The sequence below is a fragment of the Marinomonas sp. PE14-40 genome (assembly GCF_051623805.1).
GTDB lineage: Bacteria > Pseudomonadota > Gammaproteobacteria > Pseudomonadales > Marinomonadaceae > Marinomonas.
In genome coordinates this window covers 4,846,245-4,872,735 of record NZ_CP130700.1, presented here as the reverse complement: position 1 = coordinate 4,872,735, position 26,491 = coordinate 4,846,245, and the positions used below count along the sequence as shown (strand labels likewise).

Sequence of the window (26,491 nt, the reverse complement as noted above, 5' to 3'; positions counted from 1 at the left end):
TTAAAAATCAGTCGCTATTTATGCCCTAAAGCGTCATCTTTTACAAGCGTTACCAATGCTTAGGCACGACAAATAAACGAAGATTTTGACTAGAAGCATCCGCTTTTTTCCACTTAAGCATAAACATTCTTGGCCTTTCATCTTGCTGAAATCTAGCCTCAAGATCCGCCTCCCAAGCATGAAAATCTAACCCTTTATTCGTAGCAAGTTGTTGATCTACTGGTTCAGAAATCCAAAATGGCTTTATCAATTCCTGACACGAGACATAGCCTGATTGCAACCAAGACAAATTGTTAATACGAATCCAAAAGCCTGTTTTTGATAAAGGGCTAACGTCCTCAAACTTATCGTTTTCATTTTGATATTTATCAGCATCAAGTAAGCAATCAACATTCTGATCAGTAACTTGATTAAACAAAACTCCAAACATTAACAAGTGCTTTTCAATAGGTAATGAAATTGAATGTTGTGCTAATAGTGGCCTAGCTTCTGGCAGATCAAGAATTGTTAACTGATGAGACTTCGCTCTTTGATATTTTTTTATAAAACTGTCATTTTTGTTCGGTCCGATCCAATGCCCTAGCTCTGCATTCGATTCTAAATAAAACTTAATCGCCACTTCAAATTGATGTGCTTGTTTATTTTCATCTTTAATCAATGCATCTATCTCTCCTAGCGTACGCTCAGGAGAGATAAGCTGAGTATGTTCAAAGACCACCTGCAAAGAAGAGAAATGATTAAGAGCAAAGGAAAATAAAGTTTCGAAGTAACTCCCTAAAAAATGAGACTTACAGGCACTTATCACCTGCTCAAGGGGCTTAGGGTTTTTATCTAACTTAGCTAGCTTATCTTGGCTATCAGGTAACCAATACTGTGAAATATCAAAATCCTGATAAATGAGAGGCGCTTGTAGAACAAAGGCAAGATCACTAACAACTTGATGTTTAAATATCATATTAGACGTTTTATTCTTCATTTAAGCACAGATCTAATGCTTTTAAAGCGTTAACCACAGCAACTTTTGTTTGCGCATCTTGAGCCTTATAAAACTCTTCCGCCATAGGTGCAATATTAGAATGAGTAGGCAATGTCTGGCCTTGGGCTATCATAGATTTGAATCTTGCTAACATAACAAATCTAAGCCATTGGTCAAATCCCATAGTATCAATACAAAACGGTTGTTGGCTGGCTAAAGCCTGGGCGCTGGGGGTTGGCATTTGCCAAACATTGACTTCACGCATGACCTTTTCAAGATTCAGCAAGGAATCTGCTAATTTATGATGTTTATCCAACCTGATTTCTCTCCCAAAAAAAGGTAATATTGCGCTCATACTATAACGCATTGTCATCTGGGCCCAATACCCACTAGACACTACTTAAGAGCATTCGCGTAAATGAATAATATTGAATCCCTTACAGACCTTTTTGAACTCGTTGGCTGTAAAGCAAGTTTTTATGATATTGGCCGTCATGTTAGCAAAATCACTCCCGCTCAAGTTATTCAATTTGATAAAAAGCAACAGCCTTACCCATATGCATTTAAACAGCAGGCTTGGTTAGCTATTTTATTACATCCACTAAAAGCAGAGCAGGACGCAGAACCTGTTATTTGGTTTATTCGTTTACCAATAGATGAGAAAGGCAGCATTAATTTAGGCACACGTGACCATTTAATAAAATCGATTGTAGACAGAATATTGAATAAAGATGGCAGCACTGACATTAGCGATGCTCTTAAGGACAATCCATACGCTTTCCAGCCTGATCACGAAAGAATGGCCAGTTTTCATGCTGCACTATCCGTTCAGTTCAAAAAAGATGCTTCCAGTTTTTTTGATCAGTTAGTTACTTATTTAGAGTCTGATTTAAATGAAGAAGACACTTCATGGCAGGCACTAGGCCTACAAGGTATTGCAGATCTAGCGGTAAGAGCCAATCAAGCAAAGTATTTACCTTTAATTAAAAAAGCCATCGAGTTTGCTCCTCATCCAGTGGCTGTCGCTCTAGCTAAGGCTCTCGAACACGAACGTCCCGAAGATGACTACTTGAGCTTTATTGAGACAATTTACCCAACTCGTGGAAACACAGAATGGCGTGCAGCCTTAATTCGTTCTGTTTCCAAAGCAGCACCTTCTGAAAGACTACTACAGTCAATCAAACTTTCATTAGTGACAGGTGAGAACCAAGCAACAGATGATGAACTACAGCTGATTGTTGCTATAGTCGCTAAGTGCCCTTCTTGGTTTAACACTGACCCAGAACTATTATCCTTAACCATGGAAAATCTGGCTAACCGTAATGATGGTTATGTTGCTTTTTCTCAAATAGCCTCGGAGTTAAGTCATACTCCTGTTGTACGTGGCTCACTTTGGTCATTGTTCAGGGGAGAAAATCGCAGCCCTAAACTAACTCAAGCTATCGGCAGCTTATTTACAAAGGCGCCAGAGCAAGTTCAATAGTTTTATTCTTGCCATAAAAAAGCCATTATTTAACAATAATGGCTTTTTTTGTATCTACAATAGAGTCAGTACTTGAGTTAGTGTCGCGTGTGGTTCATATGAACCGGCGAACGCATTTGCTTTCTATGCTCGATAAAAGCGTCACTTAGCTCATAATCTCCATTCTCGTCATATTGAACCGCACCACGATTCACTAAGGCCTCTAATGTTTTAGGCAATACTTTTTGTCGACGATCTCCTTTCACAAAGAAGTACTGGTCATCTACCTGCATTACTTTGAATCCAGACTCTAAAAATCCAACACATAAATTCTGAGTAGGTGTAAGTTTCAGTTTCATGGTGCAACCCCTACGCTGTTACTTTATTTGAATGTCCGTATAAATATAGTCAATATTTATAGAAACAAAACAAAGACAGAATTTTTTCCGGTTAGTTCCTCTTAGTCAGCAAATACAACCGTCTTATTTCCATGCACTAAAACACGATTTTCTAGGTGGTATCTTACACCACGAGACAGCACTAACTTCTCAATATCTTTACCTAAACGCACCATATCTTGTGCACTGTGGCTATGGCGAACTCGGATGACATCTTGCTCAATGATAGGCCCAGCATCAAGATCTGCAGTTACATAGTGACAAGTCGCACCAATCAGTTTAACTCCACGAACCGCAGCTTGATGATAAGGTTTCGCCCCAATAAATGAAGGCAAGAAGCTGTGATGAATATTAATCACTTGGTGTTTATACTTCTCACATAGGTATTCAGGGAAGATCTGCATGTAACGCGCTAGCACTATAGTGTCTGCATTTGCATCATCAATACATTGCTCAATCTTTTGGAAGGCTTCCATTTTGTCTTCTTTTGGAACAGGAATACAATGGAACGGAATTTTGTACCACTCAACCATAGATCTTAGTTCTTCATGGTTAGCAATAACTCCGACTAGGTCACAAGCAAGTTCACCTGTATGCCAGCGATGCAAAATATCATTTAGGCAATGAGATTCACGTGTTGCCATCAATACCACTTTAGGACGATTAGCAGAATCATTCACATACCATTCCATTTGGAAGGCATCTGCAATCGGCTGGAACCCCTGTTTAAATTCTTCTAGGTTTAGCGGCATGCTTTCAGCGTCAAATTCGTGACGCATAAAGAACCACTTTTGCTCTGGGTCTGTGTGGTGGCTTGCTTCCATAATAGAAGCATTGTTTTTTTGTAAAAATTGGCTTACAGCTGCCACAATACCCACTTTGTCTGGGCAACTAATTACCAATCGGTACGTCTTGTTCATTTTAAACTCTTTAATAGGGTGTCATATAAGATATGCCAGACGTTTAATGGTCTGGTATATCAATTACTTTTAGATCAATGATGTGAAGGCTATCGCCTTAAACAGAAGTTTGACCGAATAGTCGAAATTATATCGAGTTATTCAATTTTCTTACAGCTCTATACTTGATTAAGCTAAGCTAGCTAGAAGCTTTCAGAAAATAGATCCAAATTATCTAACCCAGCTTGCTCTTCGGCGCTCTTATGTTTGATGATCCAGCATTGGTGAATTTTACTATTACGCTCAAAGTCTAAATCTAACGACTGCTTAGTAATATTTTCAACATCATAAGTATCAAGAATACTCTGATCCAAAGTAAATCGACGGTAGTTGTTAGAGAAAATTAACTCCCCATCAGTCTCTAATCGCGCCATTGCCAAGGTTAATAAGTCTACATGGTCACGTTGAATGTCGAGTACATTCTCCATTTTCTTAGAGTTTGAAAATGTTGGGGGATCCATGAAGATTAAATCAAACATATCGTCATTATTCTTAAGCCACTCAAAACAGTCCGCTCTTACCACTTTATGGTCTCTTTCACTAAACTCATTAAGTTCGATATTTCGTCTTGACCAGTCAACATAGGTATTAGACATATCAACACTTAATGTCGATTTAGCACCACCTTGTCCAGCATGTACTGAGGCTGTCGATGTGTAACTAAAGAGGTTCAAGAAGCGCTTACCGTCTGCTTTAGATTGGATAAGTTTACGAACAGGTCTGTGATCTAAGAAAAGCCCTGTATCAAGGTAGTCTTTTAAATTTACAATAAAGTCACAATCATACTCAGTAACTTGCATTTCATGTTTGGACTGATCCAGTTTCTCGTATTGTTCTCGTCCAGTTTGACGCTGACGATACTTCACAATAACCTGAGATTCAGAAATATTTAGGGCATTAGGAATAGCCGCAACCACGTCAAACAATCTTTGTCTGGCTTTTAGAGGATCAATACTCTTTGGTGCCTGATATTCTTGAACATGAGCCCAGTCTTGATAAAGGTCGATTGCAACTGAGTATTCAGGCATATCTGCATCATAAACGCGGTAGCACTCAATCTTGTTTTTCTTGGCCCACTTAGAATATTTCTTTAAGTTTTTCTTCAGACGATTGGTAAACATTTCTGCACCAGCACCATTTACCGCAGGCGCTGCAATTGCATCTTGTTTAATAAAGCGTTCCACCACAGGGAAACGGTAAGCACGACATTCTAAGCCACCGTTTAATACTCGAGTTTGCTTCTCTGGACGTAATGGAATCTGTTTTGCCAATCCTTGATTACTCGTCAGCATAAACAAGCGCCAGTTCATGCAATTTTCAACCACCCACTCGCCCAGTTGACGATAGAGCGCAACCAAAGCAAGCTCATCACCAATACGCTCACCATAAGGCGGGTTAGTCATCACTAGGCCAGGGGCTGCATCTTCTACAATTCCAAAATCATATTCTTGGAAGGGAGCCAAATCGACTTCTACGACACCAGTCAAACCAGCACGTTTTATATTCTCACGTGAATGGGCAATGGCCTTTTGATTATTATCCGTACCAATGAAACGGACACTTAAATCAGCTGGCGCAACACGCTCATTCTTTGCAAAGTCATTCAGTTGTTGCCACATTCTATGATCATGTTGCAACCAACCTTTAAAGCCCCAGAAGCTACGACGCGAACCAGGTGCAATATTGAGAGAGATAAGTGCCGCTTCGACTAGGAAGGTACCTGAACCACACATAGGATCGATCAGTTGAGAAAAATCATCTTGCCCCCAACCTGCTCTTAATAACAAACCTGCTGCAAGATTTTCTTTTAATGGCGCCATAGCTCCGTGTTGACGATAACCTCGGCGGTGCATACTGCCACCGGATAAGTCTAAGCTAACAGTAACCTTCTCGCGTTTCACTCGAACCGATATTCTAATATCCGGCTCTTGTTTTTCAACTGTCGGTCTTTCGCCATCTCTTTCAACAAAGTAATCCGCTATGGCATCTTTGGTTTTCACCGCGCCAAATTGCGTATTTCGAATACTATGGTTAGTACCATGACAATCTATTGCTAAGGTAGAAGTGGCTGTCATATGCGCAGCCCAATCAATCGCTTTTACCCCGGCGTACAAGTCATCAGCACTATCAATTTCAAACTGAGCTAATGGCAACATGACACGAGTTGCAACGCGAGACCAAAGGCATGCTGTGTACATACCTTCTAAATCTGTCGATAGCTTAACTTGCCCTTCACCTAAACGTGTTTGGGTTAAACCACGGCCGGCCAGTTCTTGGGCTAGGACATTCTCCAAACCTAGCGGACAGGTGATTTCAAGTTGATAGCTCACGTCTGATTTTGAGCCTGATTCAAGTTGCGAATTTTGTCTAGTTGTCATTTTTAATTACTTTTTTATGAAAATTTATACTCTTTTAGAGCAAAGTGTTTTTAGACAATCACTCACTTCTCTACTAGAACTTAAAGTTCGACAAAAGAAAGTTTAGAGGATTAGTCAAATGAAGAAACAGAAACGAGACCTTCAACATCGCGCCTACATACGAGGCTATCGCGCTGGTATGGCAGGACGCTCTAAAGGGCTATCAAATCAATACCATGAGAACTCTCGTTCTGAATGGTTAGCCGGCTGGAGAGAAGGCAGAGTCGATATGTGGGATGGTCTAACACCAGTGGAAGGAACCTTCAAAGCAATAAGCTCTCCCCACTAATTAGACACCGTTTCTAGTATGAAGCAAAAGCATTATAGCTTTTGCTTCATCTTTCCATCATACAAATTGACTTCTTAACAAGCTTTAGTGATTTATCGTTTTACTCTCTTCAAAGTTATTCGTTTTTCAGCTTAACTAATTATTTAGTTTTGCCCATTTCATTTAAATAGCCTGTCGTACTGGTAACTGCTGCACGTACTAACTCTGGACCTTTATAAATAAAACCACTGTAAATTTGTACTAAGCTTGCTCCAGCTTGCAGTTTTTCAATGGCATCATTACCAGTCAAAATTCCGCCCACACCAATAATGGGCAGCTCACCTTGTAGATGGTCTGCTAAGGTTTTTACGACAAGTGTTGAAGCATCTTTAACCGGCGCGCCACTTAAACCACCTGCTTCATCAGCATGTTTATGGCCTGCAACGGCATCGCGAGACAAGGTTGTATTGGTAGCTATGATGGCATCAATTTTTTGACTGTGTAGCGTGTCTGCGACCATTTTGATCTCATCACTACTCATGTCAGGTGCAATTTTCACGGCTAAAGGCACATGTTTACCAGTATTATCGAAATATCTTTGCTTGGCATCAACTAGAGGCGAGATAAGCTCAGCAAGACTTTCACCAAACTGAAGGCTTCTCAAACCGGGTGTGTTAGGCGAACTAATATTAGCCGTAATATAATCGGCATATGGCATGACACCGTTTAGGCAAGCTAGATAATCTTGTACTGCATCTTCAACAGAGGTAGTCAAATTCTTACCAATGTTAACCCCTAATATGCCTTTGTAATCATGGCTTTTAATACGGCTAATCATATGATCCAAGCCTTTATTATTAAATCCCATGCGGTTAATAATTGCTTCGTGTTCAGGCAATCTAAATAAACGAGGCTTGTCATTACCTGCTTGCCCTTTTGGTGTTACGGTGCCTACTTCAACAAAACCAAAGCCCATCTGCCCAAATGCTTCAAATGCATCTGCGTTTTTATCAAGCCCAGCAGCCAGACCCACAGCGTTAGGAAAAGTAAGCCCCATCACTTCTACAGGGGAATCAGGTACGCTATCAAGCAAAAGTCGATTAACACCCAGCCTTTGACCTGCTGCCAATAATTCTAAAGACAACTCATGTGTCACCTCTGCATCCATTTTAAACAGTACAGAGCGAGCAAGGTTATACATAATCAAAAACTCCTAATTGATATCAATATTGTTAGTGGACATTATGACCGCTAAATAAATCTTTGTTAGTTTACTTCTTTTTTATATCGACTAACCGATAATTTTGATCAAATTCCACTTCAAAAGTGCCATATATGCCACTATGGGTTAGAAAAGGCCGAAATATGGTTAAAGGTAGTTGGATATTTCTACCATCACGACTTTGCACGACTAAATATTTTGCTCTTCCTTGATACAAGTCCTGAAATTTATGAGCTGCTAAGGCAACATCAACCACTACTAACGCCATCTTATTCCCTATAAATATTTGAACTAAGCCCATCTAGGCTTGTCTTCTTGGAATTCAATCATTTAAGATTGTCGTATTATATTGTGTCTCCACTTTTATTGACAGAAGTATGAGGATCATTCACTCGATGGATGCTGTGATAACTCGTTTAAAAAATTACTTAAATCAGGCCATTATTGGCCAGAATACACTTACCGATAGATTGTTAATTGCATTAATTGCAGATGGACATGTATTACTTGAAGGACCACCAGGTATTGCAAAAACAACGGCAGCTAAAGCATTAGCACAAAGCATAGACAGTAAGTTCCATAGGATTCAATTTACCCCAGACCTATTACCAGGTGACGTAACAGGTTCTGAAGTCTATCAACAAGAAACAAGTCAGTTTCAATTTGTACCTGGCCCAGTTATTAATAATATCGTTCTAGCAGATGAGATAAACAGAGCACCCGCTAAGGTACAATCTGCGTTATTAGAAGCCATGGGGGAAAGACAAGTTACCGTTGGTAATAAAAGCTACCAACTGCCTAAACTGTTTTTTGTTATTGCGACACAAAACCCTATCGAGCAAGAAGGTACTTACCCTCTTCCAGAAGCGCAGCTAGATCGCTTTATTATGAAGCTAAAAGTAGGTTATCCAAATGCTGAGGATGAGCTAAAAGTCTTAAGACTGGTCAGAAATCAAAGTGCTAATAAGGTGGCTATCGAATCACCTGATTGCACCGAAGCAGATATTCGCTCTCTTAGAGAACAAGCATTAGGCTTGTACATGGCAGAACCTATTGAAGAATATATAGTTCAAATCGTCATGGCTACGCGACACCCAGAACATTACCTTGGCGATCAAACCAAGCTTATTGATTTTGGTGCTAGCCCAAGGGCTACCATAGCATTAGATAGATGTGCCCGCGCTCACGCTCTATTAAAAGGTGAACAGTTTGTCACGCCCGATGACGTAAGAGCGGTAGCGCATGACGTTCTAAGGCACAGAATCATTCCTTCTTTTGAAGCAGAGGCTAAAGGCCTGACTTCGGATACTTTACTTGATCAATTACTTGAAAGAGTACCTGTTGCTTAGGTAGAGATTATGGATGCACTAATATCACCAGACTCGCCAGAATTGGATGTTCAAAACCTGTCTGACCTTGCTGTTTTTGCAAAAAAATTAGGCAAAGCACCTTTGCAACCTCATCGTCGCCCAATGCTTGGCTCCCATCTAACCAGAATGAAGGGCCATGGTATGGAGATGCTTGAAGTCAGGGAGTATCAAGCAAGTGATGATATGCGGCATATTGACTGGCGTGTCAGTGCTAAAACAGGGCAAACTCACACTCGCGTCTATGCCGAAGAAAGAGAGCACAGTCGCATTCTCGCTTTAGATTTATCCAGTCAAGCCTACTTTGGCACTAAACATACGTTTGTTTCTACTCGTATGGTTCAATTACTTTGCCTTGTAGGTTGGCGTACTAAAATACAAAATGACAAAATAGGCGCTTGCTTAAGCTTTGCGAATAAAGATGTGTTTTTACCCGCTAAAAACCAAGCAAGTCATTTTAGCGCGCTATTAACTTCACTTTCTGATGCAACTCAAGTCACACATAGGTTGACTCAAGTTAAAACGAGCAGCCCCTGGAGGTCCCTTTTAGCTCGCAACATTCGACATCAGCAAATCATTATATGCAGTGATAAAAGTGAGCTTAGTGAAAAAGACCTTGAAGAGTTACAAAGACTTTCTAAATACAACCTTATTCACTGGATAAGCATTGAAGACGAACATCTTGATCAACTCCCTGAAGGTCAATATAGACTGCAGGATATGCAAGGTATACAAACTATACAAATCACTAACTCCAGCATGCAGTCCTACAAAGAACACAGATTAATGGCTAAACAGAAAATGAATAACCAACTGAGTCGAGTAGGAATTCCATTTCATTATTTTGCCTTGCATGAATCTCCTGTTCAGATTGCTAGACACTTGATGGCTTTTGGCGCTTTAAGCTAATCAACAGGGATACGAGAAACGATTAAGTTATGAACGCAACCAACATCCCAGCTTCTGGGCCTAAAATTGAACTACCTAATACGGCTTATATTTTGCCAGACAATATAGCTATGTGGCCTCCTGTTTGGTGGACTTGGTTGGTTGTCGCTGCTTTAGTAGTTCTTTTTATTAGTATCGTCACCATTAAATTGATTAGCTACAAACGTAACCTCTACCGTAGAGATGCAATCAAGCTTATTGACACCCTAGAGACTTTGGACGATGTCGCATTTCTAACCCAATGCCATCAGGTTATTCGACGTTGCCTACTCACCCTTGGTCGTAATGATTTAGCCTCTTTACCTAGCCAAGATCTTTTTGATCAACTTGATCAAGGCCTTGCACCAAAGCATCAATTTAAACAGCTTGGTTCTGTTTTCGTTACTGGTGCTTACCAACCTGATTTATCATTAAAAGCAGAGCAGAAGGAAGCAATACTTCGACTGACAAGACATTGGTGTCGGAGGCACAGGAAATATGCTTGAACTTATATGGCCTTGGTTTTTAATCGTTGCGATAGCTCCCTTATTTTTAAAGTTAGGTCGTCCTGCTGAATCTGATCAAAAAGCGCTTTGGTGGCCAAACATCTCTCAGTTCAACCATGCAGAACTCAACATTAAATTAAAGCGTCAAAGCTTTTCAAAACATCTGATTAAGCTATTTTTATGGATCTCTTGGTTGTTACTTGTCATCGCCATAGCAAGACCAGTCTGGCTTGGTGAACCAAAGGTTGTCACCCCTTCTGGCCGAGACTTGCTCATTGCCTTAGATTTATCTGGCAGTATGCAAACCGCTGACATGAAAATAAATCAACAAGCCGTTGATAGATTACAGGCAGCAAAACAAGTGCTAGATAGGTTTATTAAAGAACGAAAAGGCGACCGTATAGGTATTATTGTGTTTGGTAGTAAAGCCTATCTTCAAGCACCATTAAGTTATGATCTCGACACCATTGCCCAGCTTGTAAATGAAACGCAAATCGGTTTTGCAGGTGAGAATACAGCAATAGGAGATGCTATTGGCTTAGGAATAAAACGCCTAGCAAACATTGATGCAGATAAGCGCGTTATGATTCTTATGACGGATGGTGCCAATACCGCAGGCCGTGTAAAACCTGATCAAGCAGCACAGTTTGCAGCCAAACAAGGGGTTAAAATTCACACCATTGGCATTGGTGCCGAGCAAATGATTAGCCAAGGCTTTTTTGGACCTAGAGTCATCAACCCTTCAACAGACCTAGATGAAGAGTTATTACTTAAAATAGCAGATATGACCAAAGGGCAATATTTTCGTGCAAAAAGCACTCAAGAGCTGGCATCAATTTATGCGACTTTAGATGAGCTTGAGCCAACACCAGGTGAAGACCAATGGCAAAGACCCAAGACAACGCTTTTTAATATGATAGCCCTTGGAAGTTTATTCTTTCTATTTTTAGCGCTTTACACTCGCTGGAATGCAATTAGAAGGGGAAGTTTCTGATGACACTTTTTGATCTAATTTATTTTTCAAACCCTAACTATTTAATTCTTATCGCTTTTGTACTTTTTCTCTACATAGTAAAAAAAGAGAACAAAGTTGAACAGAATCAACTAACTAATTTTATCGATGCAAAACTACTCCAGCACCTAGTCAGTGATAAGTCTGGAAAGCGCCTACCTAGCTGGGTAGGTATTCTCTTAGTCAGTCTATTAATAGTTGGGATATCCGGCATCAGCTGGGAAAAAAAGGAAGAAAAGAAATACATTACCCCCATGCAAACTATTCTTATCCTTGACCAATCTTTGTCCATGTATGCAACAGATATTAAACCTAACCGTTTAACTAGGGTAAAACAGAAGGTACAAGATCTTTTAGTCAGTATAAAAGAAGGCAATATAGCACTAACCGCTTATGCTGGTGATGCCTTTGTCATTAGCCCTTTTAGCCAAGATAAGTCGACTCTTAAGCATTTTTTATTAGCACTTGATCCGTTAATAATGCCTCTCTATGGCAGCGACATTCAACAAGCTTTTAGCACCTCACTTGCTCTTATCAGCGACCCGACACAATATACAAATATCATTCTTTTTACAGATGACGTTAACGAAAGCGACAATACCAACATTAAACAACAGCTTTCAGGCTATAACGTGAAATTGAATATAATCGGAGTTGGCAGCAAAGAAGGCGCCAACATTCTACTACCAGATGGCAATATTTTACGCACTTCAGCAGGTCAAGTAATTGCTAAGCTTCCCGTTAAAGAACTCAATCAGTTAGCTAGAGAGTTAGGCGCTGATTACTATTCTAGCGACCTTCTACCTAGTGATATTGAAGCTATCCTATCTACTCCTATCAGCAACCAAGACAAGGCAGTCGAAGCAAAAAGTCAATCTATTGACTGGGTCGATAAGGGCCACTGGTTTGCTCTACCATTTCTAATTTGGCTACTTTATCAATTTAGAGCAGGTGTCATGTTAGCCTTATTTATTGCTATTTTACCTTATTCACCCAAAGCAGATGCTATCGGGCTAGATTGGTTTTACACTCAAGATCAAAAAGCCCAGAAACTTGTTGATCAAGGGGACTGGAAATCAGCACAACCATTATTTGAAAACCCTAAATGGCAAGCTGCAAGCCAATATGCCCTAGGCAATTATGATGCTGCGGCCGAACAACTTAGCCTTTTAAACGAGCAACAAAACTCAGCCAGCCTTGAATACAATAAAGGCAATAGTCTAGCCCTTGCTGGTAAATTAGATGACGCTATTGCATCCTATAAAACCGCGCTCAAAATAAAACCTGAATTTACGGAAGCCCAACAAAACTTAAACTATTTAGAAAAGCTAAAACAAGAGCAAGAAAAACAGCAAAATCAAGACTCTCAACAATCAAAAGATGAAGAGCAAGAAAGCCAAGATCAAGACTCCCAGTCCGATCAAAAATCGGACCCAAATAAAAATAACGATGAACAAAATAAACAAGAGCAAGAAGAGCAGCCTAAGAATTCATCAGATCAAGATAAAAAAAGTGAAAATACAAGTGAACAACAAGAACAAAAACCACCAAAACAAGAAGATGACCCCCTCACTTCGGAAGAACAAGTTGCTTTAAATCAATGGATGAGACAAATCCAAGATGACCCAGGCGGATTACTGAAAAGAAAGTTATGGTATTTACATCAGGAAAAGCGTGCAGAAAATCGCTATAGACAACAGGATGGACTCCCAATATGGTAGTAAATACATTTTTGATTTCACAGATTTTTTATAGCAAGAGTATTATGCTGCCAAAAACCGCCCTAATAAGGCTATTAGCTTTATCGTTATCTTTCTTATTTTTGATTACTAGCACCAACATTCATGCTGCCAGTGTTACTGCGACATTAGATAAACAATCGATTTATGAGAATGATATCGTTCAATTAACAATCAGAACAGACTTTCCTGAAACCGGGCAAGGGCCAGACTTAAGCGTTTTAAAACGTGACTTTGAAGTTTTAAGTCAAAGCCAAAACAGCCAATTCCGCTTCAATTTAGGCACGAGCCAATCCCTTAGCTTCTGGGTCGTTTCTCTTATGCCTAAATCGACAGGCGATTTTGTGATTCCGGCAATAACAGTAGGAGAGCTTGCCTCTCAGCCAATTAAGCTAAAAGTTAAAACTGCCCAACAGCTTTTAGATGAAAACGGCAACCCGCCAGTCATTATTGATTTAGAGGTGTCACAAGAACAGCCCTATTTACAGCAAGAGCTTATTATTAGCCTTAAGCTGTATTCCGCATTTGCTTTACAAAATGCCAATATCTCAACACCCAACCACCCAAACCTATTAATTGAAAGATTAGCCGATGACCAGATTCATTATGAAGAAGTTAATGGCTCTCAATATCAGGTAATTACTCGAGATTACTTAGCTTTCCCTCAGCAAAGTGGTCAATTAGAGATTCCTCCACAAAAAATCTCTGCCATGATCAATACAAATTTAGGTCGACGCTTAATTAAGGCACAAAGCAAAGCAATTAAACTGGATGTTCTTCCGATTCCCGCAAGCTACCCGAGTGATGATTGGTTACCAGCGACTCAAGTAAGCTTAACAAACTCTTTGTCGCCAACAACGGACGTAAAAGTGGGCGATACTCTTATTTGGCAAATTGAAGCCTTTGCCAAAGGCGCTTTACCTGAACAAATGCCCGCTTTTGCTTATGCCAGCACTCGAGATTATAAGCTATACCCTCAACCAGCTAAATTTAACAGTCATAAATCTGACTCTGGTATAACGGGTGAGCAATCAATTCGCATTGAAGTTGTACCAACCATTCCAGGTAAATTAATTCTGCCAGAAATTGAAATTGTTTACTGGAATACGGAAACAAGGCAACTTGAACGCACCTATGCCGTTCCACCGAGCGTTGAAGTCACAGGCATGTCATTGGTTGATCCAACAGGCCAAGGTAAAGCACAAAAACTATTAGCCCCTCAAACAGGCTCAGTTGCGCCTATTTCTCTCGCTAAACCAAAAGAAAAAACAGAACCTGAAGACGATAAAATTCTGGAGGGCAATGTTCAACTAACTACTCAAGATACCAAGTCATCTTGGAGCATAAAAAATATCATTATTGCTACCCTTCTATTGATAGCTGGAACAACGTTAATAAGTGCCATTATTTTAATGCTTAGAAAGCGTAAAGTCGGCAGCAAAAATGAACAAGAAGAAGTACCAACGCTACAAGTTTTTGCCCCGCTTAACACACAAGATGAAAAAAGCGCTTATCAAGAGCTTATTTATGCTTGTAAGAATCACGACCTAAAATCTCTTAGAGGCAAATGCCTAGAATGGGCGAGACACAGATGGGGCGAAGACAGAATAAATGGTCTTGATGATATTAAGCGTTTAAGTGAATCAAGCAGCCTAAGCCAACTAATCATGGAAGCGGAATTAATCATGTATTCCAATACAGCTGCAACAGACTGGGACGGTAGTGACCTTGCAGATGCTCTAGAAGAATTTTATAGCGGAGAAGCCAAGCCAAGCCAATCAAGCAAGCTAAAAACCTTGTATCCAAATTTTTAACCTAATCAGCAGCACAACTGCTTTCGTGCTGCCTAGGAGCTTATTTTGTCAAACATTTATCAATCAGGCATTACAGCAACAGCGAACACAGATGCCCTATTTATCACTCTCAACGTACTTCAACATAAGAAAAACAGCATTAAGGCACAGCTCAATAAAGCCCAATCATTAGTATCTGTTTTTCAACAATCTCATGCAGCCAGTAACCCTCATGGCGTTATTGCTATTGGCAGCGAATTTTGGCAAGAAATTTCACCAAACGTTCAACCAAAAGAGCTAACCTCCTTTCCAGATATTCAGTCAACACCAGCAACACCAGTCACCCCCGTAGATTTGCTTTTACACATTCGATCGAATCGTCGAGATCTCACCTATCTCCTAGCAAAAGAGATCATGACACTCTTATCTGGCTACGTTGAGATAGTTGAGGAAGTTTCTTGCTTTAGATACTTAGATAGCAGAGACCTAACAGGCTTTGTTGATGGCACTGAAAACCCTGAAGGCAGCCAAAGAGCAAATGTTGCCTTGGTTAAAAAAGAAGATGATGCTGAGTACGCAAATGGTTCTTATATTCACCTACAACGCTTTGTACACAATCTTGATAACTGGCAAACCTTGGCAACAAAAGAGCAAGAAGACATCATAGGTAGAACAAAGCAAGATAACATTGAATATAAAAGCGAAGACAAGCCTCTCACAGCTCATGTGAAACGAGCTTCTGCTAAAAACGACCAAGGAGAAGGCTTAGAGATTCTTCGTCACAGTATGCCTTACGCGAGCCTTTCTGAAGCAGGACTATTATTCGCAAGCTATTGCAATAGCCCTGTTAACTTTAGCAAGATGCTGGAGAATATGATGCAGGGGGACGGATCTGGTCACACGGATAAACTCATGCAATATACCAAAGCCGTCACAGGACAGGCATTCTTTGCCCCGAGTATTAGCTGGTTTGAACAAGCCTAAGCTAAATATCAGATATAAAAAAACCCATCTTATGATGGGTTTTTTTATATCTCTTAATCGCTTTTTAAAAAGCGATTAGAGAGTTAAGGTAGTTACCTTTAACAAATTACCTTTCAACTACAGCGGCACTTTCTAATGCTGCCTGATGAGCTGCAATTGTCTGAGATACACCACTTTGATTCAGATAACGCTCAATATAGTCACGCTGAGCTTCATCTTCACCTGCATCACCATCTTGAACTTGAAGCAAACTGATCAATACGAGATCGCCATCATTTAAAGCCTCAACTTTCGTTGTTGCTTCTTGTCCTTGTGGGCGAGCCATTTTGAAAACAATTTCACTAACATCATCACGGCCACGATTAGCAAGCTCAACATGTGTCCAACTGGACTTATCTTCAGCTAACATCACTGCATCAGCTTTAAGTCTTAGATTGGCTGTTGCCTTCTCTTTTAAAATAATTGACTCAACACCTGGTTTAGCTTCGTCTAGACTCATATCTGACTGCGCTTTATGTTCATTAATACGAACAATAGCAACCTGCTCTTCGTTCAGCTCAATCAAACCACTATTAAGCTCATCTTCAAGAAGCTCTGGACTAAAAGCTGCTGCAATCGCTTGGGCATTAGATGAGATTAACTCAGCACCACCTTGTCTGCCGAACCAATCAGAATGCATAATATTCACAGTATATTCTGACGCTAATGTATTTAGATCATCACTTGCATAAGCAAGGTCTGTGATATCTTCTTGAGCACTCAACAAAGCATCTTGCGCTTTACGGTCAATAATCTCTTGTCTTAGCTCAGGCTCTAGTTCAGCCAATGTAGGTGTATCTACATTGCTAATTTCTCTTAGTTCAATCAAGTGATAACCAAATTCTGTTTCAACAACCGCTGAAACCTGATCTACCACCATGCTAAATAGCACGTTCTCAAACTCAGGTACCATCATACCAGGACTTACATAGCCTAGATCACCACCGGAATTTTTAGAACCCAAATCATCAGAGTATTGTTTAGCCAACACTTCAAACTTAGTGCCTGAGTCGATCTTAGCTTTGATTTCTTGCGCTAAAGCTCGTGCTTCTTCATCAGTACGATCAGCAGTACTCTCTATCAAAATATGAGACGCTAGACGCTCTTCTTGAGGCGCACCAGATGTTGCCACTTGATAAGCTTGATCTAACTCAGACGCAGAAACACTCACTTTATCGTGAAAATCAACAGATGAGATAATTACATAATCTAACTTAACCTGCTCTGGGTTCTGGAAAGATTGTGTGTTTTCATCAAAATAACGCTTTATTTCAGCTTCAGAGACTTTGGTAGCTTCAACTTCGTTTGCCAATGAGAAACGAACATAGTCATAACTACGCTGCTGGTTTTGCAGTTTTAGAACTTGATCAACCTGATTCGACAACACAAAATCAGAACTTGATAAAGCAATACGACCTTGCTGAAGCAAGATGTCTTGTTTAATTCTTTGTTTAAATGCCAAAGGTGTATAACCTAAGGTTTGAATAAAATTTAGGTACTTATTTTGATCAAACTGACCATCAGTTTGGAACTGCTCGGCCTGAATTAGATACTGATCAACTTGTGCGTCTGACACAGATAAGTTCATTTCATTAGCATTATTGGTCAAAACAGCTCTTTGAATAAGCTCTTCCAATGCACGACGTTGTAGCAATGTGTCTTCCAGTAATGCAGGATCTATTTGTCCACCCATCATTGAAATCAATTGACGTCTTTGTATTTCTGCAGATTGTAACAACTCAGTTCTTGTTATCTCTACGCCGTCTACTTCAGCGACTGTATCTGATGTAGTAAAACCTGTTACAAGCGCATCCACTCCAAACAGAGCGAAAGTCACCACGATAAAACCTATGATTATCTTTACGACAATACCTTGTGACTTATCTCTTATATCTTGGAGCATGTTGCCTCCGTCTTAAGTTATGAATATATATAAAAAAGGGTGCACCCCTGGTAAGGAGCACACCCTTTCGTTTAATGGCGGAACAGACGAGACTCGAACTCGCGACCCCCTGCGTGACAGGCAGGTATTCTAACCAACTGAACTACTGCTCCTAAAACTCACTTAGTTAACTGAGTCTTTAAGGCCTTTACCCGCTTTAAAACCAGGAACTTTAGCCGCTTTAATAGCAATTTCTTCGCCAGTTTGTGGATTACGACCAGTACGAGCAGCACGATCTTTAACTGCAAATGTACCAAAGCCAACTAGTGTTACTTGGTCGCCTTTAGCAAGTGCGCCAGTGATTGCTTCAAGTGTTGCGTCTAGAGCATTACCTGCAGCCGCTTTTGAAAGATCAGCAGATGCTGCAATTGCATCAATAAGTTCAGATTTATTCACGTTGTACCCCTTCAGTATTCTCGTGGTTCCTTAGTATTATTATCAGCATACTAATGCTGTAAGGTTGAGCATTTATACAAGCCCAACCCACTCCATGTCAATACAGAGTTTGACCTAATGATGACTCACAGCTTCTTGTTCATCAACAGTTTTTTCAGCCTTTGAAGGACTTTCTGCTGTTTTTGGTGAAGGAATATACTCTAAAGCCACATCTAGGACCTCATCGATCCACTTAACGGGCACTATTTCGATATCAGATTTAATATTATCTGGGATCTCTTTTAGATCTCGAGTATTTTCATGAGGAATAATAACCGTTTTAATACCACCTCTATGAGCCGCCAAGAGCTTCTCTTTAAGCCCTCCAATTGGCAAAACCTCACCACGAAGCGTTATCTCACCAGTCATGGCCACAGACGCCTTCACAGGGACCTTAGCAAGCACAGACACAATCGCTGTACACATTGCTATACCTGCGCTTGGGCCATCTTTAGGCGTCGCACCTTCAGGCACATGCACGTGTAAATCAACTTTCTCATGAAAGTCCTCTGCGATACCTAAACCTAACGCTCGACTACGTACAACGGTAAGCGCTGCTTGAATGGATTCCTGCATGACATCGCCCAAAGAACCTGTCTTAACATGGCGACCTTTACCAGCCATTCCTGCCGCCTCAATTGTCAGTAATTCACCACCAACAGAGGTCCAAGCTAAACCTGTTACTTGCCCAATTTGATTTTTATCTTCTGCTTTGCCATAGCTAAAGCGCTTCACGCCAGAAAAGTCTTCTAGGTTGTCTTTAGTCACAGAAATTGCATTTTTATTTTTATTTAAAGCCTGTTGTTTCACAACACGACGACAAACTTTGCTCAATTCTCGCTCTAATCCACGTACGCCTGCTTCTTTGGTGTAGTAACGAATTAGGTCCATTAAAGCCTCATCTGAGACCTCAATTTCATGATTTTTTAAGCCTGCTAATTTAATTTGTTTAGGCAGCAAATACCTTAATGCAATGTTTAATTTTTCATCTTCCGTATAGCCAGGTATGCGAATCACTTCCATACGATCCAACAATGGACCAGGAATATTCATACTATTAGAAGTACAAATAAACATCACATCAGACAGATCATAATCGACTTCTAAATAGTGATCGTTAAAAGTGTGATTTTGCTCTGGATCGAGCACCTCCAACAAAGCAGATGCCGGATCACCACGTTGATCCATACCCATTTTGTCGATTTCATCTAACAAAAACAGTGGGTTTTTCACTTTTACTTTAGCTAATTTCTGCAAAAGCTTACCTGGCATAGAACCAATATAAGTACGTCTATGGCCACGTATTTCAGCTTCATCACGCACTCCACCTAAGGACATACGCACATATTTACGGTTAACCGCTTTCGCAATTGACTGCCCCAGAGAGGTTTTACCAACACCTGGAGGCCCTACTAGACACAACACAGGGCCTTTTACCTTCTTAACCCTTTGCTGAACTGCTAAAAACTCTAAAATACGCTCCTTAACATCCTCAAGGCCATAATGATCTTGGTTTAGTACCTTCTCAGCATAGGTCAGGTCATTTCTTACCTTACTTCTCTGTTTCCAAGGTAAAGATAGTAGCCAATCGATATAACCACGGACAACAGTAGCCTCAGCAGACATCGGCGACATCATACGTAACTTTTTAAGTTCGGCATCCGCTTTTTCTGACGCTTCTTTACTCATGCCAGACTCTTGGATTTTATCTTGTAGTATATCTAGTTCGTTACTACCTTCATCCATATCACCAAGCTCTTTTTGAATAGCTTTCATTTGCTCATTCAAATAATACTCGCGCTGACTTTTTTCCATCTGTTTCTTAACACGACTACGAATACTTTTTTCCAGATGCGCGATATCTAACTCACCATCCATCAAAGCAATAAGGTATTCACCACGCTCAATTAATGAAGAAGCTTCAAGCAACTGCTGCTTATCTTCAAGCTTCAGACTCATATGACCAGCGATACTATCAATCAAAGAGCCAAGTTCTTCGATTGCTTTAACAGAGGTTACAACTTCACTTGGTATTTTTTTACTACCAGATACATATTCATCAAGTTGCTTCAATAAGGCTGCGCGCATAGGGCCATAATCTGTACCCTCTTCTTCTACCGCTTCTTCCATTGGAGTGACTTTAGCATTAACAAGCTCACCCTCATCTTCAAGACTTGATAGCTTGGCTCTTACTCCACCTTCTACTAAGACTTTTACTGTGCCATCAGGAAGACGTAAAAGCTGCATCACTTTCGCAGTGGTGCCTATTTCATACAAATCTTCTTTCTCAGGGTTATCTTTAGAAGCATCTTGTTGAGCAACAAGAAAGACATGCTTGTCATTTTCCATTGCTTTTTCTAAAGCTGCGATAGATTTAGCCCGCCCAACAAACAAAGGCAACACCATGTGTGGGTAAACAACCACATCACGCAAAGGCAACATTGGTAAAGTTAACATTTCAGACATAATAAATTCCAATTAGTGCGCATAAATATAAAGGCGCTTATATCAAGTTATCCAGAAGACATAAGGGCAGGATGTGAAAAAACAAGCTCTTAAGGATGACAAATGTAAAATGCATTAATTTAATATAGTAAAGAATACTAGATTGACTGACATAGAGCTTATTGTAAAGCGTATAAATCTGTCACATAAACAAAAAAAGGCCATGCAATAAAGCATGACCTTTTCTTAAAACTCGATCTAAAACAATACAATGAAGCCTAAATTAGCTCATTAGTTATTAACTGCTTCATCACCTTTTTCTAACACCATAAGCGGCGCTGTTTCACCCTTCATAGAGTTTGCATCCATAACCACTTTCACCACATCAGCGCGCGATGGCAAGTCATACATACAATCCAATAGGGAAGACTCTAGAATACTTCTTAATCCACGCGCACCCGTTTTACGCTCTAGCGCCAATTCAGCGGCTGCTTGCAAAGACTCTTCAGTAAACTCTAGTTCAACACCTTCTAATTCGAACAAATGCTGATATTGCTTGGTTAAAGCATTTTTTGGCTCACTCAAAATAGTAATAAGCGCAGCTTCATCAAGCTCAGCCAAGGTCGCCACTACAGGCAAACGCCCAACAAACTCAGGAATCAAACCAAACTTAACTAAGTCTTCTGTTTCAACATTGTGAACGGTATCAGAGAAGACTTTATCTTCTTCCTTACTCTTCACAACAGCAGAGAAACCAATACTGCCTTTTTCGGTTCTATCACTGATGACACGATCTAAACCTGCAAAAGCACCACCACAAATAAATAAAATATTTGAGGTATCAACTTGTAAGAATTCTTGCTGAGGATGCTTGCGACCACCTTGAGGCGGAACAGAAGCAACCGTACCTTCGATTAACTTAAGTAATGCTTGCTGCACACCTTCACCAGAAACATCACGTGTTATTGAAGGATTATCTGATTTACGTGAAATTTTGTCGATCTCATCGATATAAACAATACCACGCTGAGCTTTCTCAACATCGTAATCACATTTTTGCAGCAGCTTTTGAATGATGTTTTCAACATCTTCACCAACATAACCCGCTTCTGTCAAAGTAGTTGCATCAGCAATGGTGAATGGCACATCCAATACACGCGCCAAAGTTTGAGCCAATAGTGTCTTACCACTACCAGTTGGTCCTATCAGTAAGATATTACTCTTACCTAACTCCACACCATCCGTTTTACCCTGATGCTTTAAGCGTTTATAGTGATTATAAACAGCTACCGCTAAGACTCGCTTAGCTTTTTCTTGACCAATAACATACTCATCAAGGGCAAATTTAAGCTTAGCCGGCGCTGGCAACTCATCACTTTCTTCACTCGTCTCTTCACCTTGCAACAATTCTTGCGTGATAATGTTATTGCACAAATCAACACACTCATTGCAAATATACACTGAAGGACCAGCGATTAACTTTTTAACTTCATCCTGGCTTTTGCCACAGAAAGAGCAATATAAAAGTCGATCGGAATGCTCTCCTCGACTGAACTTATCGTCTGACATTAAAATTCACCAATTAAACTTCGCGTTTTAACAATATATCGTCAATCAAACCATATTCTTTTGCTGCAGCTGGATCCATAAAGTTATCACGATCCGTATCTTCAGCAACTTCTTCAATAGGTTTACCTGTATGGAATGAAATTATTTCATTCAACCTATGTTTAATACTTAGGATTTCACGAGTATGAATTTCAATATCAGAAGCTTGCCCCTGATAACCACCCAAAGGTTGGTGAATCATAACGCGTGAATTAGGCAAGCAATAACGCTTACCCGCTGCACCTGCCGTCAAAAGCAAAGCACCCATACTTGCAGCCTGACCAATACACATAGTACTAACATCTGGCTTTATAAACTGCATGGTATCGTAAATAGACATTCCGGCTGTCACAGAACCACCAGGGGAGTTTATATATAAATGAATATCTTTATCTGGATTCTCAGACTCTAAAAATAATAGCTGAGCTACGACCAAGTTAGCCATATGGTCTTCTACTTGGCCAACCAGAAATATAACGCGTTCTTTGAGCAAGCGCGAATAAATATCAAAAGAGCGCTCACCACGAGCAGTTTGCTCTATCACCATAGGCACTAAGCCTGAACTTGTAATTGCAACAGGACCAGTAGTTGGGTTCGTCAAATTCATATTCCATTCCTTAAAACAAAAAAGCCGACATAGCATTAGCTATGTCGGCCTTAATTAGAAAGATAAGAGTTATCTTATGCTTCTTCGCCTTCCTCTACTTCAGCAGTAGCAGGAGCGTTTGGCTTAATAGCGTCTTCATAACCCAAAGTAACTTCAGTAACTTGAGCAGATTCTAGCAGTTTATCAACAACTTGCTCTTCAAGTACAGCAGATTGAACTTGAGATAGTTGCTCTTTGTTCTTCAAGTAAAAGTCGATAACTTGTTGTGGCTCTTGGTAAGCTTGCGCCATATCTTCCAAGAAAGCACGAACACGATCATCTTCAACTTTAATATCGTTAACTTTAACAACTTCTGAAATTAGTAAACCAAGTTTAGCGCGTTTGCTAGCTTCTTCTTGGAATAATTCACCTGGAAGCTGAGAAGCATCAAAGCCTTCACCACCAAATTGTTGAGCAGCTTGCTTACGCAAAACATCAATTTCTTGATCAACAACAGTTTGAGGCACTTCGATTGGATTAAGTTCAACCAATGAATCAAACAAACCAGTTTTAAGCTTACCTTTAACAGCTTGGTTCAATTCACGTTCCATATTCTTACGTACTTCAGCGCGCAACGCATCAAGTGTACCTTCAGCTAGACCAAATTTCTCAACGAAAGCATCATCTAACTCAGGTAGAACCTGTTCAGCAACTTCAGTTACTGTAATTTTGAAGCTAGCTTCTTGACCTTTTAGGTTTTCAGCTTGGTAATCTTCTGGGAAAGTAACAGAGATTGTCTTCTCTTCGCCAGCTTTAGCACCTAGGATGCCATCTTCAAAACCAGGAATCATAGTACCAGAACCCAGTACTAGTTTATGGCCTTCAGCAGCACCGCCTTCAAAGGCTTCATCACCTAGGTAACCAACAAAATCGATTACAACTTGGTCACCGTCGGCAGCTTCACGCTCAACAGGATTCCATTCAGAATTCTGCTTACGCAATGTCTCTAGCATAGTATCAAGGTCAGCATCAGTCACTTCAGAAAGAACGCGCTCTGCAGATACTTTTGTTAGATCGCTTAATTCGATTGTAGGATAAACTTCTACTTTCGCAACGAATTCAAGATCAGCACCTTCTTCCATCTTCTTAGGTTCGATAGATGGCATGCCAGCTGGTTGTAAGTCTTCTTTTTGAACTGCTTCTACATAAGCATCACGCATGATTTGTTCAACAGCTTCTAGACGAATTCCTTGACCGTAACGTTTTTTAACAACGCTTACAGGTACCTTGCCTTTACGGAAGCCATCGATACGAACAGTTTTCGCAGTTTTAGCAACTTCTGCGCTTACTTTTTCTTCGATACGAGCAGCAGGAACACTAATAGTAAGAACGCGTTCAATTGTCGATGTTGTCTCTACGGAAACTTGCATATAACTCCCCTTGGGAACCTTGCTATCCTTGTCGAATACCAATTAAAAGATATCGATATACAAGCAACTTTTGACAGCAAAGCTTAAAAAATTAAGTTGATTATTAACAATGAGATGAATGGCGCGCCTGAAGGGATTCGAACCCCTGGCCCTCCGCTTAGAAGGCGGATGCTCTATCCAACTGAGCTACAGGCGCATTACTCATTGCTTTTTCGTGGTGGGCTATTATAGGGAAGCTAACGCCTGCGTCAACAGGGTCTCTATAAAAAGCTAGACATTTTCAACCAAAAACATGGATATGTCCGTTTGGCGTGGTTGTTTTTTGTTCAAAATAAGATTTCTGATCAAAAACAGCCGTAAAAATACCGCTAAAAAGAATGCGAAGGATAATACAAGAAGCTTATACTTGGCGCAACGCTTGCTCCCTTAAATACAAATAAAAAAACAAATAAAATCATAAATATGCAGTTTATTTTTCTATTTTTAATAAGATCAAAGAAAGACTGCTTAAAAGTTAATCACTAGGACTATTTAGATTCATGCAGCAATTTTTACAAAGCTCATTTTTCCGCCAACTTAAACTTAGCCTGCAGCTTTATAAACAAGCCAATGCCTCATTACGAGTCTATCAGTTGACACTAGCAAGCCTATTAGCTGCCGTCCCTATTATTACAATTATTTTAGGTATTCTTGGCTTCACGCCGACACTCAAAACAATGCAGTCTAATATCATAAATTTTCTACAGTCTCATTTAGCACCGGGTAGCAGCGATATTCTACTCCCTTATTTAATTAGCTTTTCAGAACAAGCAAAAAACCTTCCTATTCTAGGACTAATTATTCTTATTCTCACTGCATTATTTCTATTAAACAGCTGCGAGCAAGCCATTCAATCCATCTGGCAAATCAAATCCAATCGGAATATCAAGGACAGGCTCCTGACCTATTGGGCTATGCTGACCTTAGGCCCCATTTTATTAGGGTTAGGACTCAGCATTTATGCAGCCCTTCTTACACTAAAGTGGCAAGGCATTCAAATTGCTGAATTCCTAACCCATTTGGCGAGCTTGAGTACTTTCATTTTGTATTTTTTACTTCTCTTTACTTTTAATTATTTAACACCAAACATAAACACCCAAACAAAGCCCACTCTAATAGCAACTTTAGTTGGTACGATACTCCTTTCGCTAAACAATTATATATTCAGCTCCTTTGCCCAGCTTTTCGCCAACTATCAAATTATATATGGCGCTTTTGCTGCATTACCCACTCTTATTATTTGGCTGCAGGTTAGTTGGACTATCATTCTTGTCTCGGCAAGTTTAAATGCAGCCCTTCACCAACAAAGCCTTAGCAAAAACACTCGCTTACTGTAAACTTTGCCAAAACCAATAGAGCCAGTTTTAAATGAAGACAAAAATCGAACAATTAAATAAAGTTTTAGATGAAGCAGACTGCCTTGTTTCAGAAGATCAATTAAATGACATTTTAGATAAAATGGCAGCAAACATTAGCAAAGACTTGAGCGACAAACTTCCACTAGTGGTATGTGTGATGAATGGCGCCCTAGTACCTGGATCAGCTCTTTTACAGAGACTGCGCTTTCCTTTGGAGATAGATTTCATCCACGCCACACGTTATGGCATGGAAACTCAAGGAGATGCCCTTAAATGGCTTTGTTACCCTCAATCGGAATTAGAGGAAAGAGAAATTTTAGTGATTGATGATATCTTTGATCAAGGCCACACTTTAAAATCAATTATTGATTGGTTTAAAAACCATGGTGCAGCCAAAGTATATAGCGCGACCATCATCAATAAACTACACGACAGAAAAGTTGAAATGCGCCCAGATTATGTCGGTATCGACGTTGATGATAGGTTCCTATTTGGCTACGGCATGGACTACAAAGGGTTCTTCCGTAACCTTCCCGGCATTTATGCAGTAAAAGGCAGCTAAGCTTGAATTATCGTTAT

At 40.1% G+C, this 26,491-nt stretch carries 24 protein-coding genes and 2 tRNA genes; 11 read left to right on the top strand and 15 right to left on the bottom strand.

Going from position 1 to position 26,491, the window contains the following annotated elements; translation table 11 throughout:
* Positions 1-49: 49 nt before the first annotated feature.
* Positions 50-976 carry a DUF1853 family protein gene (locus Q0A08_RS22605; RefSeq protein WP_438463774.1) on the bottom strand — a complete coding sequence of 309 codons (927 nt, stop codon included), beginning with the start codon at positions 974-976 and terminating at the stop codon, positions 50-52.
* On the bottom strand, positions 966-1,331 hold the full coding sequence (locus Q0A08_RS22600) for a YqcC family protein (protein ID WP_438463773.1): 366 nt from the start codon (positions 1,329-1,331) through the stop codon (positions 966-968). The genes Q0A08_RS22605 and Q0A08_RS22600 overlap by 11 nt, the downstream gene beginning before the upstream one ends.
* A 63-nt stretch (positions 1,332-1,394) precedes the next feature.
* Here Q0A08_RS22600 and Q0A08_RS22595 point away from each other — a divergent pair, with 63 nt between their 5' ends.
* Positions 1,395-2,459: a DUF3549 family protein gene (locus Q0A08_RS22595; protein ID WP_438463772.1), complete on the top strand. Its 1,065-nt coding sequence runs from the start codon at positions 1,395-1,397 to the stop codon at positions 2,457-2,459.
* A 77-nt stretch (positions 2,460-2,536) separates the two neighbouring features.
* Here the strand turns inward: Q0A08_RS22595 and Q0A08_RS22590 are convergent, their stop codons facing one another.
* From Q0A08_RS22590 to rlmKL, 3 genes are all read right to left on the bottom strand, one after another.
* On the bottom strand, positions 2,537-2,797 hold the full coding sequence (locus Q0A08_RS22590; protein ID WP_438463771.1) for a formyltetrahydrofolate deformylase: 261 nt from the start codon (positions 2,795-2,797) through the stop codon (positions 2,537-2,539).
* Between the two features lie 101 nt (positions 2,798-2,898).
* Positions 2,899-3,756, bottom strand: coding sequence for a formyltetrahydrofolate deformylase (gene purU / locus Q0A08_RS22585; RefSeq protein WP_438463770.1), 858 nt, complete (start codon positions 3,754-3,756; stop codon positions 2,899-2,901).
* Between the two features lie 182 nt (positions 3,757-3,938).
* Positions 3,939-6,173 (bottom strand): bifunctional 23S rRNA (guanine(2069)-N(7))-methyltransferase RlmK/23S rRNA (guanine(2445)-N(2))-methyltransferase RlmL, encoded by a 2,235-nt coding sequence (gene rlmKL, locus Q0A08_RS22580; protein WP_438463769.1) that lies wholly within the window; start codon positions 6,171-6,173, stop codon positions 3,939-3,941.
* Positions 6,174-6,291: 118 nt separating this feature from the next.
* On the opposite strand from rlmKL, the gene rmf reads away from it, so the two are divergent.
* Entirely contained in the window at positions 6,292-6,501 is a 210-nt protein-coding gene (gene rmf, locus Q0A08_RS22575) for a ribosome modulation factor (protein ID WP_046017002.1), read from the top strand.
* Between the two features lie 139 nt (positions 6,502-6,640).
* Here the strand turns inward: rmf and Q0A08_RS22570 are convergent, their stop codons facing one another.
* Both Q0A08_RS22570 and Q0A08_RS22565 read right to left on the bottom strand, forming a co-directional pair.
* On the bottom strand, positions 6,641-7,681 hold the full coding sequence (locus Q0A08_RS22570; protein WP_438463768.1) for a quinone-dependent dihydroorotate dehydrogenase: 1,041 nt from the start codon (positions 7,679-7,681) through the stop codon (positions 6,641-6,643).
* Positions 7,682-7,751: 70 nt separating this feature from the next.
* Positions 7,752-7,970, bottom strand: a complete 219-nt coding sequence (locus Q0A08_RS22565; protein ID WP_046017000.1) for a DUF2835 domain-containing protein — start codon at positions 7,968-7,970, stop codon at positions 7,752-7,754.
* A gap of 127 nt (positions 7,971-8,097) precedes the next feature.
* On the opposite strand from Q0A08_RS22565, the gene Q0A08_RS22560 reads away from it, so the two are divergent.
* The 7 genes from Q0A08_RS22560 to Q0A08_RS22530 are packed head-to-tail and all read left to right on the top strand — an operon-like array spanning position 8,098 to position 16,030.
* Positions 8,098-9,051, top strand: coding sequence for an AAA family ATPase (locus Q0A08_RS22560; protein WP_438463767.1), 954 nt, complete (start codon positions 8,098-8,100; stop codon positions 9,049-9,051).
* A 9-nt stretch (positions 9,052-9,060) separates the two neighbouring features.
* On the top strand, positions 9,061-9,978 hold the full coding sequence (locus tag Q0A08_RS22555; protein WP_438463766.1) for a DUF58 domain-containing protein: 918 nt from the start codon (positions 9,061-9,063) through the stop codon (positions 9,976-9,978).
* A gap of 29 nt (positions 9,979-10,007) precedes the next feature.
* Positions 10,008-10,502 (top strand): DUF4381 domain-containing protein, encoded by a 495-nt coding sequence (locus tag Q0A08_RS22550; protein ID WP_438463765.1) that lies wholly within the window; start codon positions 10,008-10,010, stop codon positions 10,500-10,502.
* The gene (locus tag Q0A08_RS22545) at positions 10,495-11,496 is read left to right on the top strand and encodes a vWA domain-containing protein (protein ID WP_438463764.1); all 1,002 of its coding nucleotides are present in this window, start codon (positions 10,495-10,497) and stop codon (positions 11,494-11,496) included. Before Q0A08_RS22550 ends, Q0A08_RS22545 begins: the two co-directional genes overlap by 8 nt.
* The gene (locus Q0A08_RS22540; RefSeq protein ID WP_438463763.1) at positions 11,496-13,235 is read left to right on the top strand and encodes a VWA domain-containing protein; all 1,740 of its coding nucleotides are present in this window, start codon (positions 11,496-11,498) and stop codon (positions 13,233-13,235) included. Before Q0A08_RS22545 ends, Q0A08_RS22540 begins: the two co-directional genes overlap by 1 nt.
* 44 nt (positions 13,236-13,279) lie before the next feature.
* On the top strand, positions 13,280-15,067 hold the full coding sequence (locus tag Q0A08_RS22535) for a BatD family protein (protein ID WP_438463762.1): 1,788 nt from the start codon (positions 13,280-13,282) through the stop codon (positions 15,065-15,067).
* A gap of 45 nt (positions 15,068-15,112) precedes the next feature.
* On the top strand, positions 15,113-16,030 hold the full coding sequence (locus Q0A08_RS22530) for a Dyp-type peroxidase (RefSeq protein WP_438463761.1): 918 nt from the start codon (positions 15,113-15,115) through the stop codon (positions 16,028-16,030).
* A gap of 106 nt (positions 16,031-16,136) precedes the next feature.
* On the opposite strand, the gene Q0A08_RS22525 is transcribed toward Q0A08_RS22530, so the two are convergent.
* From Q0A08_RS22525 to Q0A08_RS22490, 8 genes are all read right to left on the bottom strand, one after another.
* A complete protein-coding gene (locus Q0A08_RS22525) occupies positions 16,137-17,972 on the bottom strand; it encodes a SurA N-terminal domain-containing protein (RefSeq protein WP_438463759.1) in 1,836 nt (611 codons plus the stop codon).
* Positions 17,973-18,047: 75 nt separating this feature from the next.
* A tRNA-Asp gene (locus Q0A08_RS22520) sits at positions 18,048-18,124 on the bottom strand.
* Between the two features lie 10 nt (positions 18,125-18,134).
* The gene (locus tag Q0A08_RS22515) at positions 18,135-18,422 is read right to left on the bottom strand and encodes an HU family DNA-binding protein (protein ID WP_269447904.1); all 288 of its coding nucleotides are present in this window, start codon (positions 18,420-18,422) and stop codon (positions 18,135-18,137) included.
* A 99-nt stretch (positions 18,423-18,521) separates the two neighbouring features.
* On the bottom strand, positions 18,522-20,912 hold the full coding sequence (lon, locus tag Q0A08_RS22510; RefSeq protein WP_438463758.1) for an endopeptidase La: 2,391 nt from the start codon (positions 20,910-20,912) through the stop codon (positions 18,522-18,524).
* A gap of 270 nt (positions 20,913-21,182) precedes the next feature.
* Positions 21,183-22,460 carry an ATP-dependent protease ATP-binding subunit ClpX gene (clpX, locus tag Q0A08_RS22505; RefSeq protein ID WP_438463757.1) on the bottom strand — a complete coding sequence of 426 codons (1,278 nt, stop codon included), beginning with the start codon at positions 22,458-22,460 and terminating at the stop codon, positions 21,183-21,185.
* A gap of 13 nt (positions 22,461-22,473) precedes the next feature.
* Positions 22,474-23,106 (bottom strand): ATP-dependent Clp endopeptidase proteolytic subunit ClpP, encoded by a 633-nt coding sequence (gene clpP, locus Q0A08_RS22500; RefSeq protein ID WP_046016989.1) that lies wholly within the window; start codon positions 23,104-23,106, stop codon positions 22,474-22,476.
* A 74-nt stretch (positions 23,107-23,180) separates the two neighbouring features.
* A complete protein-coding gene (tig, locus tag Q0A08_RS22495) occupies positions 23,181-24,515 on the bottom strand; it encodes a trigger factor (RefSeq protein ID WP_438463756.1) in 1,335 nt (444 codons plus the stop codon).
* A 119-nt stretch (positions 24,516-24,634) separates the two neighbouring features.
* Positions 24,635-24,711: transfer RNA gene (locus Q0A08_RS22490), tRNA-Arg, on the bottom strand.
* 343 nt (positions 24,712-25,054) lie between these two features.
* On the opposite strand from Q0A08_RS22490, the gene Q0A08_RS22485 reads away from it, so the two are divergent.
* Both Q0A08_RS22485 and Q0A08_RS22480 read left to right on the top strand, forming a co-directional pair.
* Positions 25,055-25,891 carry a YihY family inner membrane protein gene (locus Q0A08_RS22485; protein ID WP_438463755.1) on the top strand — a complete coding sequence of 279 codons (837 nt, stop codon included), beginning with the start codon at positions 25,055-25,057 and terminating at the stop codon, positions 25,889-25,891.
* A gap of 31 nt (positions 25,892-25,922) precedes the next feature.
* A complete protein-coding gene (locus Q0A08_RS22480; protein ID WP_438463754.1) occupies positions 25,923-26,474 on the top strand; it encodes a hypoxanthine-guanine phosphoribosyltransferase in 552 nt (183 codons plus the stop codon).
* Positions 26,475-26,491 lie beyond the last annotated feature (17 nt).